Annotated in this window: 14 protein-coding genes; 3 read left to right on the top strand and 11 right to left on the bottom strand. The window is 55.9% G+C overall.

Features of this window, described 5'->3' with window-relative positions; genetic code table 11:
• Positions 1-36: 36 nt before the first annotated feature.
• From EoCCA6_RS14580 to EoCCA6_RS14560, 5 genes are read right to left on the bottom strand one after another with little or no spacing between them, the layout of a single operon-like run.
• A complete protein-coding gene (locus EoCCA6_RS14580) occupies positions 37-678 on the bottom strand; it encodes a DUF4310 family protein (RefSeq protein ID WP_003856081.1) in 642 nt (213 codons plus the stop codon).
• Positions 679-691: 13 nt separating this feature from the next.
• Positions 692-1,468: a DUF4311 domain-containing protein gene (locus tag EoCCA6_RS14575; RefSeq protein WP_006810337.1), complete on the bottom strand. Its 777-nt coding sequence runs from the start codon at positions 1,466-1,468 to the stop codon at positions 692-694.
• A 22-nt stretch (positions 1,469-1,490) separates the two neighbouring features.
• Positions 1,491-1,790 carry a DUF4312 family protein gene (locus EoCCA6_RS14570; protein WP_006810338.1) on the bottom strand — a complete coding sequence of 100 codons (300 nt, stop codon included), beginning with the start codon at positions 1,788-1,790 and terminating at the stop codon, positions 1,491-1,493.
• Between the two features lie 2 nt (positions 1,791-1,792).
• Positions 1,793-2,155: an SFCGS family glycine-rich protein gene (locus tag EoCCA6_RS14565; RefSeq protein ID WP_006179053.1), complete on the bottom strand. Its 363-nt coding sequence runs from the start codon at positions 2,153-2,155 to the stop codon at positions 1,793-1,795.
• Between the two features lie 10 nt (positions 2,156-2,165).
• The gene (locus EoCCA6_RS14560; RefSeq protein WP_086527803.1) at positions 2,166-2,504 is read right to left on the bottom strand and encodes a glycine dehydrogenase; all 339 of its coding nucleotides are present in this window, start codon (positions 2,502-2,504) and stop codon (positions 2,166-2,168) included.
• Between the two features lie 415 nt (positions 2,505-2,919).
• Between EoCCA6_RS14560 and EoCCA6_RS14555 the strand changes: the two genes are divergently transcribed.
• Entirely contained in the window at positions 2,920-3,075 is a 156-nt protein-coding gene (locus EoCCA6_RS14555) for a Hok/Gef family protein (protein WP_017383916.1), read from the top strand.
• Between the two features lie 70 nt (positions 3,076-3,145).
• Here the strand turns inward: EoCCA6_RS14555 and cybC are convergent, their stop codons facing one another.
• Both cybC and pmbA read right to left on the bottom strand, forming a co-directional pair.
• Complete coding sequence (gene cybC / locus EoCCA6_RS14550; RefSeq protein WP_152083249.1) at positions 3,146-3,532, bottom strand: cytochrome b562; 387 nt, start codon at positions 3,530-3,532, stop codon at positions 3,146-3,148.
• A gap of 41 nt (positions 3,533-3,573) precedes the next feature.
• Entirely contained in the window at positions 3,574-4,926 is a 1,353-nt protein-coding gene (gene pmbA, locus EoCCA6_RS14545) for a metalloprotease PmbA (protein WP_152084459.1), read from the bottom strand.
• A gap of 95 nt (positions 4,927-5,021) precedes the next feature.
• Between pmbA and yjgA the strand changes: the two genes are divergently transcribed.
• Complete coding sequence (gene yjgA / locus EoCCA6_RS14540) at positions 5,022-5,573, top strand: ribosome biogenesis factor YjgA (RefSeq protein ID WP_152083248.1); 552 nt, start codon at positions 5,022-5,024, stop codon at positions 5,571-5,573.
• Between the two features lie 105 nt (positions 5,574-5,678).
• Here the strand turns inward: yjgA and mpl are convergent, their stop codons facing one another.
• The gene (mpl, locus tag EoCCA6_RS14535) at positions 5,679-7,052 is read right to left on the bottom strand and encodes a UDP-N-acetylmuramate:L-alanyl-gamma-D-glutamyl-meso-diaminopimelate ligase (RefSeq protein ID WP_152083247.1); all 1,374 of its coding nucleotides are present in this window, start codon (positions 7,050-7,052) and stop codon (positions 5,679-5,681) included.
• A gap of 179 nt (positions 7,053-7,231) precedes the next feature.
• Here mpl and fbp point away from each other — a divergent pair, with 179 nt between their 5' ends.
• Complete coding sequence (gene fbp, locus EoCCA6_RS14530) at positions 7,232-8,230, top strand: class 1 fructose-bisphosphatase (protein ID WP_152083246.1); 999 nt, start codon at positions 7,232-7,234, stop codon at positions 8,228-8,230.
• 40 nt (positions 8,231-8,270) lie between these two features.
• Here fbp and EoCCA6_RS14525 read toward each other — a convergent pair whose 3' ends face one another.
• From EoCCA6_RS14525 to ytfT, 3 genes are all read right to left on the bottom strand, one after another.
• A complete protein-coding gene (locus EoCCA6_RS14525; RefSeq protein ID WP_152083245.1) occupies positions 8,271-9,839 on the bottom strand; it encodes a methyl-accepting chemotaxis protein in 1,569 nt (522 codons plus the stop codon).
• A gap of 96 nt (positions 9,840-9,935) precedes the next feature.
• Entirely contained in the window at positions 9,936-10,934 is a 999-nt protein-coding gene (gene yjfF / locus EoCCA6_RS14520) for a galactofuranose ABC transporter, permease protein YjfF (protein ID WP_152083244.1), read from the bottom strand.
• Entirely contained in the window at positions 10,921-11,946 is a 1,026-nt protein-coding gene (ytfT, locus tag EoCCA6_RS14515; protein WP_152083243.1) for a galactofuranose ABC transporter, ATP-binding protein YtfT, read from the bottom strand. The genes yjfF and ytfT overlap by 14 nt, the downstream gene beginning before the upstream one ends.
• Between the last annotated feature and the right edge of the window lie 6 nt (positions 11,947-11,952).

The following is an 11,952-nucleotide window of genomic DNA, read 5'->3' as shown; positions in this document are numbered from 1 at the left end:
CTCCTGATAAGGCGGGCGCAGATGCGCCCGCAGGTATTAAAGGGCGACCGGGAACAGCCAGCCTAAAATCATTGCGCCGAGGATGGCACCACCGGTAATAGGCTTCTGCCAGATATAGAACAGCAGTGCGCCAACCAGGGAACCGACGCCGATGGGAATGGAGGCGGTCATGGCGCTGAGGATAATCAACGGCCCGAGGAAGCGGCCAGAGGCGTTACCCGCGCCCATCATCACGTCTGCCCCGTAGGTGGAGTTGCTCTGATTGATGGTGAACTTACGCGCCAGGATAATGACGTAACCAATCGCCAGACCAATCACCAGGCCGGTAATCAGCGAGGCAATAAAGTTGGTCACCGGGAACATGATGCCCGCACCCAGCAGCAGCGCCGGAACGCCGAGGCCTACACCGGTCTGGATCGCGCCGCCGATATCAAGAATACCGACCAGCGATCCTTCAATAATACGGGCGAACAGGAAGCTCGCGCCGAACGCCGCCACCGCGCCGTACACGCCGGTATCGATGCCTGCTTTCAGCATCGCCACGAAGGCCACTTCGTTAAACGCGCCGATGCCGTACAGGTAGTACATGTGCGTCCCGGCGAACACACCGGAGGAGAGCAGGCCAACGAAGATCGGGAACGACCAGTCGGCATACCAAAAACCTTTATTTTGTTCCATGTCGAGGCTCCTGTTATTTACCGCTGAGCGAGTTGTGGATCATGTCGAGCCAGTTCGGCACGGTCAGATGGAAGGATTCGATCATCTTCATGTCGAAGCCGCGGAAGAAACCGCTCAGCACGAACAGCAGGACGATGGCCGCCATCATCACTTTGGTGACGTGGTTCCAGCCGCTCTCTTCAACACCTTTACCAATCAGAATACCCAGTACCAGCCCCGGTACGGCGTTACCCATGATCAGCTGTGCAGCACCACCAAAGATGGTGGCCCAGAAGCCGGATTTTTTACCTGCGTCGATGGCCGCCAGCCAGAAGATCACTGGCATCACGGTGTTCACCAGCAGGTTAGCCGCAGGCACCAGTACCTTCACGGCGGTCACCTGGAGTGCGGCCGGAACGGAAGAGGCGGTCAGGTTAAGGAAGGTCACAACAATCATGCCGATGATGCCGCAGGCAATTGCCATTTTGCGCGGGTCATGCAGTGTTTCACCGACGTTACGGTTTTTGATCATCAGCGCCGCCGCCCCCCAGTTCGGGATGATGCGGTGGTCAACGTCCTGTGTGAAGGCACCCGCGGCCACGGAAGAGGCCCAGGCGTTAAAGAAGAAACCTAACCCAAAGGAGAAGTGGGATGCCGGGTCCCCTTCACAGGAGTTCAGTTCCCCCAATGTGCGAAACGCGCCCATACCCTGAGTGGTAGGCGCATGAAACATGCGTGCAGCCCCGGCTCCTACACCGACGCCAACCAGGCCGCCAATGATGAGCGATTTTATTAAAATAATTAAGAACATCAGTCTGCCCTTTTATGAATAATCAGCGTTGCGTGACGAAATCCACCTGGTCGAGATTGATAGCAGTCACGTTGACGGTCACATCCAGCTCCACGCTGTAGGTGCGTCTTTCCCGGCGCAGAAAGAAGAACAGAAATGCTTCTTTACGCACCGCTTCTTGCGCCTGAACAACCTGCACATCCTGTGGCTCAATACGCAGTAAGATATGCGGTGAGGCTTTCATCACCGCGGCCTGAACGTGGTTGAGTGCATCAGCAAAGGCGCGCGCTTTGGCGTCGCCCTTCCCCTTCACTCTCACCGTGGTTGTGAACTGTTCTTTCATACTTACGCGCCGTGCTTCTTCTGCCACGCCTGTACCAGACGCTCGCCCAGCTCTTCTTTATCCATAAAGCCAAAGCCCAGCACGTTGCAGCCTTCGTTGATGGCGGTGACGCCTTCATCCACTGAACGCATACCGTATTTCGCTTTGTAGCCATATTTGGTTTGCGCGGTAATAGCCCCCGCGCCGCCGCTGCCGCAGAAAGAGATACCGAAAGTGGCGTTTTCCGCTTTCATTACGTCGCCCAGTTTCATATCTGCTGCCATACCCGGCACGACAACCGCGCGTCCACCTGCTTTTTCCACACCCGCAGCCACTTTCTGACCTTTACCCAGGCGATCGCCAATCACGACTGTAATCTGTTCCATGTGTTGCTCCTTAAAGGTTGTCTTTCGCGACTTCGAAGTGAACGGAGAGCAGCCAGGCTTCTTCATCAGGAAGGTTGCCAAACTGCGCGACCACTTCACGGGCAAGCCGCATTGAATCAGGTGAAATTTCATCGAACAGCTCCGCTTCAACCTCCGGCAGCGGCTCGCCGGTCACGGACCGGTGCGCCATCGCGCGGACGTGGGAGGTCAGCATCTGTTCCTGTACTGCATTGGGGATGATGTTGTGCCGGGCCAGCAGGGCATAGACCTGCTGCAGCATGGTGTTCGCGAGCTGTTCTGTTTGCACCGCCTGTTCCCCAACGTCGTTCATTACCGCTCCGTTAATCACTGGTCTTACCCCATTAATGGCTCTGGGATAAAACTAACGTTCACGGTGGAGGGTTTGTAGCGAGTTGTTTTCCACTTCAAAGTGGAAAGGCGAGCAGCAGCAGTGATCTGTGCCACATAAATACGGTGAATATGGATAAATGGCCATATTTACGTGATGAATATCACGCTATTCAGCGGCAAATAAGGGTCAATCACAGCGAAAAAGATTTCGAGCAGGCTCGTAGAAATGTGATGTGGATAAGGTTTTCTTATGGGGATTCGCTAGAGTGGCGACGGGTGCTTGAGACTGACCGTCTCATGCATGGGACGGAAAGTGGAAAGCCCCGCCTGATAAAAAATCAGGGCGGGGGCTCGAAACGACACGTCGGACCGTGGAGTTTGCTACCTCGCCCGCTTAAAGCAAGGAGGCATCCATGAAACGCAGAAACCCAAGTATCGGGGTTTTGATGATTATTTCTTTGACAATAATCATCTTAACACTGGTGACGAGGAAAACACTGTGCGAGATCCGTTTTCGAAACGGCTCGCTTGAAGTGACAGCGCGGATGGATTGTCGCTCCGGAAAGTAGGGAGCAAGCATGCGGGGGCGCTTAGTGCGCCTCCGCACACGGAAAAAAGACGTACAGCTCAGGCACCCAATTAGCGGTACTTTTTGTGATACGTGTTGCGTGTTGCCACTATCAGGTCGGCTGCCGTCTGGGCTTCCTTCACTTTGCCTTCATTCGCCAGCTTCAGCGCACCGTCGATCTGGCCGACCAGCACGTCAAAACCGTGGCGGAAATCTTTCATCCCGGCGCTATCAGGTGCCTGGTTTTCCAGCTTCGGTGGTGTGGCTTTTTGCGCGTCCAGCGCCGCTTCACGCATCTTCGTCAGTGCGTCTTTCATTTCCGTCGCATTGTCGGTTTTCTGAACGACCTTCAGGTTTTCACTGAGGATATCCATGTTGTCTTCAAGATCGGCAGCAAACGCAGAAGAACCAAGAACCAGCGTTGACGCTGCGACGATCGCTAACAGGTGTTTACGCATTGCTCACTTCCTTTTTTATTATTAATAACGCTTTTCACGTCTTACTGTCCGGCGATTTTCATCTCCGGCAGAAGCACTGAACCACACTGTATATTGCTGCGTGTTTCAATATCGTTACCGACCGTAACAATATTGCGCCACATATCCTTCAGATTACCGGCGATGGTAATTTCGCTTACCGGATACTGAATTTCGCCGTTTTCAACCCAGAAGCCTGCCGCACCGCGAGAGTAGTCGCCAGTAATGCCGCTCACGCCCTGCCCCATTAACTCGGTGACCACCAGACCGGTGCCCATCTCTTTCAGCATCTGCTCAAAGCTCAGGCCCTGTCCGGCAATGCGCCAGTTATGAATACCGCCCGCGTGACCGGTGCTTTTCAGCCCCAGCTTGCGCGCAGAGTAGTTAGTCAGCAGCCACTGGGTCAGTACGCCGTCTTTGATGATATCGCGACGTTCGGTACGCACGCCTTCGCTGTCGAACGGGGTGGAAGCCAACCCTTTCAGCAGATGCGGATGCTCTTCGATGGTCAGCCATTCCGGCAGAATTTGCTTGCCCAGCGAGTCGAGCAGGAAAGTGGATTTACGGTAAACCGATCCGCCCGCAATCGCGCCCACCAGATGACCAAACAGGCCGGTGGCCACTTCATTGGCAAAAATCACCGGGGCCTTCATGGTGGACAATTTGCGTGGAGATAAACGTGAAAGGGTACGCTGCGCGCACTCAGCACCGACCCACTCAGGAGATTGCAAATCGCCCAGCGCGCGCCCAATGGTATAGGCGTAGTCACGCTCCATATCGCCGTTCTCTTCGGCGATCACACAGCTTGAGAGCGAATGGCGGGTGGAGCAGTAACCCTGCAGCATGCCGTGGCTATTGCCAAACACTTTGATGCCGTAGTGGCTGTTAAAACTGCCGCCTTCGGTATTCGTGATGCGTTTATCGGCCTTAAGAGAGGCTTGTTCGGCACGGGCTGCCAGTTCGATCGCCTCGTCAGGCGTGACCTCCGCCGGGTGGAAAAGATCGAGATCCGGTGCATCAAACGCCAGCAGATCTTTATCCGCAACGCCTGCGTAAGGATCGGGTGAGGTGTAGCGCGCAATATCCAGCGCCGCCTGAACCGTACGGGCGATGGCATCCGGACTGAGATCGGTGGAGGATGCGCTACCTTTGCGGTTCTGGTGATACACCGTGATCCCCAGTGCGCCATCGCTGTTGAATTCCACATTTTCCACTTCGCCATAGCGGGTGCTCACGCTAATGCCGGTGGTTTTGCTGACCGCCACTTCCGCGCCATCTGATTTACCTGAAGCGAGCGTCAGCGCGGTGGAAACGGCTTCTTCCAGAATCTTACGCTGCGCTTCAACTTGTGAGGTTACTTTCATCGCAAATGCCATACTGTAAGAGAGAGTTAACTGAAGTCTAACAGAGAACCGTTTTTCAGTGCGCGTCTTAACTGGTAACATTAGCCTCTTTTTTTAAGGAGCCTGACATGACTAAGCAGCCCGAAGACTGGCTCGACGACGTTCCCGGTGATGACATCGAAGACGAAGATGATGAGATCATCTGGGTCAGTAAAAGTGAAATTAAACGTGACGCCGAAGAGTTAAAACAGCTTGGCGCAGAAATGGTAGATCTGGGTAAAAACGCGCTGGATAAGATCCCGCTCGACCAGGATCTGCGAGATGCCATTGAACTGGCACAGAAAATCAAAAAAGAAGGCCGCCGTCGCCAGCTTCAGCTTATCGGTAAAATGCTGCGTCAGCGTGACGTCGAGCCAATCCGTCAGGCGCTGGACAAGCTGAAAAACCGCCACAACCAGCAGGTTGCGCTGTTCCATAAACTGGAGCAAATCCGCGATCGTCTGATTGAACAGGGTGATGACGCCGTACCGGAAGTGCTGAACCTGTGGCCGGACGCCGATCGCCAGCAGTTGCGATCGCTTATCCGCAACGCGAAGAAAGAGAAAGAAGGGAACAAGCCGCCGAAGTCTGCGCGTCTGATTTTCCAGTACCTGCGCGAGCTGTCTGAGAACGAAGAGTAATCTGTGCGGTTTTGCGCCGGATGGCGGCGTAAACGCCTTATCCGGCCTACAAGGTCGTGCGAAAGAATGTAGGCCCGGTAAGCGCGAGCGCCACCGGGCTTTTTTTTACTCTGCGGCCGCGGCTTTCTTCGCCAGGCCGTCCAGCAGCTTCTGATGAATCCCACCAAAACCGCCGTTACTCATCACCAGAATATGGTCGCCAGGCTGTGCCGCTTTTACCACCATATCCGCGAGCGCATCAACGTCCGCACTCCAGTGCGCAGGCTGAATGCAGGCGTCGGCCACTTCAGCCACCTGCCACGGAATATGCTGCGGCTGCAGCAGGAAGACTTCGTCGGCACGTCCTAAGGACGGTGCGAGGTCATCTTTGCAGATGCCCATTTTCATGGTGTTAGAACGCGGTTCCAGCACCGCCAGAATGCGCGCGGTTCCGCCCACTTTGCCACGCAGGGCGGCAAGCGTTGCCAGAATCGCCGTTGGGTGATGCGCGAAATCGTCATACACCGTCACGCCGTTGGCTTCACCGCGCAGCTCCAGACGGCGACGGGCGTTGATAAACGTGCCCAACGCATGAGCGGCATCCGCAGGCTGAACGCCCACATGACGCGCCGCGGCAATTGCCATCAGGCCATTGTGCATGTTGTGTTCACCCACCAGGCCCCATTTCACCTCACCCACTTTTTCGCCGTCGAGCAGCACTTCCCACTCGGAGGCGTCTGTATTGAGTTTTTTCGCCTGCCAGTGGCCCTGCTCGCCCACCAGTTCCTGCTCGCTCCAGCACCCCATCGCCATCGTCTGCTTCAGGTTGATGTCGTTCTCCGGCAGGATGATGCGGCCCTGACCCGGAACGATGCGCACCAGGTGGTGGAACTGTTTCTGGATCGCTTTCAGATCGTCGAAGATATCCGCATGATCGAATTCAAGGTTATTGAGGATCAGCGTGCGCGGGCAGTAATGTACGAACTTGGAACGCTTGTCGAAGAACGCACAGTCGTACTCGTCGGCCTCGATCACAAAGAACGGGCTGTCGCCCAGGCGTGCAGAAACATCAAAATTGCCCGGCACTCCGCCAATCACAAAGCCCGGCTTGTAGCCGCAGGCTTCAAGTATCCAGGTTGCCATTCCGGCAGTGGTGGTTTTGCCATGCGTACCGGCCACGGCGACAACCCAGCGGTCGCGCAGCACGAAATCATGCAGCCACTGTGGGCCAGACATAAACGGAATATTGCGTTCCAGCACCGCTTCTACACACGGGTTACCGCGGGTCATCGCGTTGCCAATGATGACCAGATCCGGCTGCGGGTCCAGTTGGCTGGCATCATATCCCTGAATGAGTGAGATCCCTTCTTTCTCAAGAAGCGTACTCATCGGCGGATACACATTGGCGTCCGAACCTGTCACCTCATGGCCCAGCGAGCGCGCCAGCATTGCCAGTCCGCCCATGAAAGTGCCACAAATCCCCAATATATGAATGCGCATACGTCACTATCCTTCTTCAATGTGGCGCACATTTTACTCACATGTCAGCGGCTGTGAAACGCATTTCAGGTAAATCCGTATTTTGCTGGCGCGATTCACCTCTGCGCTAATATTTGAATGTTTGTTAAGATTGTTGGACATCAACCGCTTTACTCAACATAAGATGCAGGGAAAGTGTTATGAAAACGTTAGGTGAATTTATTGTCGAAAAGCAGCACGAGTTCTCTCATGCTACCGGTGAGCTCACTGCTTTGCTGTCGGCAATAAAGCTGGGCGCTAAGATCATCCACCGTGATATCAACAAGGCCGGTCTGGTCGATATCCTGGGTGCCAGCGGTGCCGAGAACGTTCAGGGCGAGGTTCAGCAAAAACTTGACCTGTTCGCGAATGAAAAACTGAAAGCAGCACTGCGCGCGCGCGACATCGTTGCGGGTATCGCCTCTGAAGAAGAAGATGAGATTGTCGTTTTCGAAGGGTGTGAACACGCAAAATACGTTGTTCTGATGGACCCTCTCGACGGCTCCTCCAACATCGACGTTAACGTCTCTGTTGGAACCATTTTCTCTATTTACCGTCGCGTTACGCCGGTGGGTACGCGGGTCACCGAAGAGGATTTCCTGCAGCCGGGTAGCCAGCAGGTTGCCGCCGGTTACGTTGTTTACGGCTCCTCCACCATGCTGGTCTACACCACCGGTTGCGGTGTACACGCTTTCACCTACGATCCGTCGCTGGGCGTGTTCTGCCTGTGCCAGGAACGTATGCGCTTCCCGGAGAAGGGCAACACCTACTCCATCAACGAAGGCAACTACATCAAATTCCCGAATGGCGTGAAGAAGTACATCAAATTCTGCCAGGAAGAAGATAAGTCGACCCAGCGCCCGTACACCTCCCGCTATATTGGCTCGCTGGTGGCGGACTTCCACCGTAACCTGCTAAAAGGCGGTATCTACCTCTATCCAAGCACCGCCAGCCACCCGGACGGAAAACTGCGTCTGCTGTACGAATGCAACCCAATGGCATTCCTGGCTGAACAGGCGGGCGGCAAGGCGAGCGATGGTAAAGAGCGCATTCTGGATATCGTGCCGGAAAGCCTGCACCAGCGCCGTTCGTTCTTCGTCGGCAACAACCACATGGTTGAAGACGTTGAACGCTTTATCCGGGAATTCCCGGACGCGTAACACACTGCCCAGGGGAGCCCTCTGGCTCCCCTTTTCCCCGTCAGGCAGTCTGAGCCGTCAGTTTAAATGACGCCATCGCCTCCATCAGTTCGCGTGACTGCTCCTCCAGCGAGCGTGTCGCTGCCGAAGATTGCTGTACCAGCGCCGCGTTTTGCTGCGCAGTTTCATCCATCTGATTCACGGCGATATTCACCTGCTCAATGCCACGACTCTGTTCCTGAGACGCGGTCGCAATTTCACGCATCAGTTTGGTCATACGCAGCACTTCGGTCGCGATCTCATCCATCGTCTCACCGGCCTGCTGTGCCAGCTCACTGCCCTCGTTAACGTGGGTTTGCGAATCACTGATAAGCGAGCGGATCTCTTTCGCGGCATCGGCACTGCGGCTGGCAAGGTTACGCACTTCCCCCGCGACAACTGCAAACCCGCGCCCCTGCTCACCCGCACGCGCGGCTTCCACGGATGCGTTCAGCGCCAGGATGTTCGTCTGGAACGCGATACCGTCAATCACGCTCAGGATGTCGGCAATGCGCGCCGAACTGCCGGAAATATCGCGCATTTTTTCAATCACATAGCAGACCATTTCGCTGCCGTGATCGGCGGTATCAGAAACGGATTTCGCCAGCTGGTGCGCCTGCTCGGCGTTATCCGCATTGAGTTTCACCGTGGCGGTGATCTGTTCCATACTGGCGGCCGTCTGTTCCAGCGACGTCGCCGTGGACTCGGTGCGCTGCGCAAGGTTCATGTTCCCCGCCGTCAGTTCGCGGCTGCCGGTATCAATCTGCGAACTGGCATCACGCACGCGCAGGACCGACCCCATCAGCGACTGACGCATCTCTTCAATAGCCGCATTGAGCCGATTAAACTCCTGGCTCGCAGGCGCGTTCAGCGTATGGGTTAAATCACCGGCCGCCACGTGCTCCAACTGGGCAATCGACGCCGACAGCGGCTTCAGCAGCATATGGCGCAACACCAGCCAGGCGAGCACAATAATGCCAGCCGTCAGCAGCGCCGCGACGATAATCAGGATCAGTACGCGGGTTTTGCTCGCCTGCACGGCACTCACTTCCGCCTTCCCGCGCGCTTCGCTCCACGTCTGAAACGCCTGCATATCATTATCAAACTGCTTCGCCACCGGGATCAGCGAGTTCTCCAGCAAATCGTAATAGCCGTCCGCGCTTTGCTCGTTCAGCGCTTTCAGCATCGGGTTGATGCCCTGCTGATTGTACGCCGCGAGGCTCTTTGCCACCTTATCCAGCAGCTTTTGTCCCTGCTCATCCGCCACGCCGTCGTCGATCACACCTTTCAGCGTTTTCTGTGCCTGGACGATTTCCTGATTGATGTTTTTCACCGATTTCGCGGCATCGTCCAGCATGCCGATTTCCATCATACGGACGGCCTGGCCCGCTTCATTGCGCGCGCGCAGGATCAGCGTATAGCCAGAATTCAGCCGCACCATCTGCTCACCCTGAAGGTGGTTGATGCGCTGCAGCGAACTGGAACTCTGTGTGAGGGCATAAATACCAATGCCGCTGACAATCAGCAGCAGAAGGGTCATAACGGCCAGTAAAGAAAGCAAGCCGGTACGAATCGATAGCGTTTTAAGCATGATGTTATTTCCGGTAGCGAGATATTTCTGGGCATAAAAAGAGAATATCGGCCGCGACCGGAAAATGTTTAGACTTTAAGCAAATTCAGTATGTTATCACTTTGTTGAAGATGTACTTACACGTGTTACAGGCGAGCTCTGACGGTTCTCCCAGAGCACCGTCAGACCGCGCTGTAGCGCAATAAAAATAAACAACAAAATGCCGATGGCGATTTTGGTCCACCAGGAACTGAGCGTGCCGTCAAAATTGATATAGGTCTGAATCAGCCCCTGGATCGCCACGCCAAACAGCGTGCCCAGCACCGTGCCGACGCCGCCGCTAAGCAGCGTGCCGCCAATCACTACCGAGGCAATCGCATCCAGCTCCACGCCGACACCTGCCAGCGCGTAGCCCGCCTGGGTGTAAATCGAGAACACGATTCCCGCGAGCGTCGCCAGCCCCGTTGAAAGCATATAAATACGAATGGTAGTGCTGCGGGTGGAAATCCCCATCAGGTTTGCCGAAGTCGCGCTGCCGCCAATGGCGTACACCTGATTACCAAACCGGGTACGATGGGCGAGGAAGATCCCAATCACGACCACGCCGAGCATTAACAGCCCCATCGCACTCAGGCGTCCGCCGCCGGGGATTTTCCACGCCAGGCTGGAAAGCGTGTCGTAGATCGGGTGGTTAATCGGAATCGACTCTTCGGACACCAGATAACTGACGCCGCGCAGGAAGAACATCCCGGCAAGGGTGATAATAAAGGCCGGAATTTTTAGCGCGTCGATCAGAAGCCCCATAAAAGCACCAAAGGCGCAGCCCATCACCAGCACCAGCGGGAAGGCCAGCAGCGGAGAAATCCCCCAGAAGCCAATCGCTTTGGCAAGGAACACGCCGGTAAAGGCAATCACCGAACCAACGGAAAGGTCAATCCCGCCGGAGAGGATCACAAAGGTCATACCAACGGCGATAATACCTAAAAAGGCGTTATCGGTCAGGATGTTGCAAATCACACGCGTGGAGGCGAAACCGGGGAACTGGGTCAGACAATAGAGGTAGCCCAGCACAAACACGCCCAGCGTAATCATCAACGGTAAATTACGTTTTATCATGACCGCGGACCCCCTTAATGATGCTAACAAAGCGCGGCGACTGGACGATCAGCACACAGAGCACGACCACCGCTTTCACCACCTGATTGAGTTCCGGCTGGAACCCGGAGAGCAGAATCCCGGTATTCATCCCCTGGATAATCAGCGCCCCGACAACGGAAAGCAGCAGGTTGAAGCGTCCGCCCATCAGCGAACCGCCGCCGATGACCACCGCCAGGATCGCATCCAGCTCCAGCCATAAACCGGCGTTATTGGCATCAGCCCCGCGAATATCTGCCGCCACAATGATGCCCGCGATGGCGGCACAGACGCCGCTCAGGACGTAGGTCAGCATCACCATCAGCCGCGTATTTACCCCGGCGTTTTTCGCGGCACGAATGTTGATCCCCACCGCTTCAATAAACATACCCAGTGCCGTTTTGCGCGTGAAAAGCCAGAAGACGAGCAAGGTTACCAGGGCAATGATCACCGGCGTCGGGAAGAACAGGAGGTTACCGCTGCCGATCCACGCGAGGCTCGGGGAGTTAAACGTGACGATCTGCCCGGACGTGATGAGCTGCGCCACACCGCGTCCGGCCACCATCAGAATCAGCGTGGCGACAAACGGCTGGATCTTGAGGATCGCCACCAGAATGCCGTTCCACAGCCCGGCCAGCACGCCGGTGCCTAACGCGGCCAGCAGCACCACTGGCAGACTATGCCCGGCGACGGTCATTGAGGCCGCCGTCGCCCCCGCAATAGCCATCACCGCCCCAACGGAGAGGTCAATCCCGCCGGTGGCAATCACCAGCGTCATCCCAATCGCCAGCAGCGCCACGGGAGCGGCACGGTTTAAAATATCTATCGGACTGCCGAACAGGCGGCCATCCTGCACAATAATCTGGAAGAAATGCGGCGCGACCAGGCTATCAACCAGCAGCACCAGCAACAGCGCAGCGATTTGCGGCGTGCCGGTCGGCCAGTTGAAGCGGCGCTTTGATTCTCCAGTTTGCGGAAGCGAACGGGGCATCACGATTAA

This window comes from Enterobacter oligotrophicus, assembly GCF_009176645.1.
GTDB classification, from domain to species: Bacteria; Pseudomonadota; Gammaproteobacteria; order Enterobacterales; family Enterobacteriaceae; genus Enterobacter; species Enterobacter oligotrophicus.
Note: the sequence above shows the minus strand (reverse complement) of the source record. Positions and strands in the feature narration are given on the sequence as shown.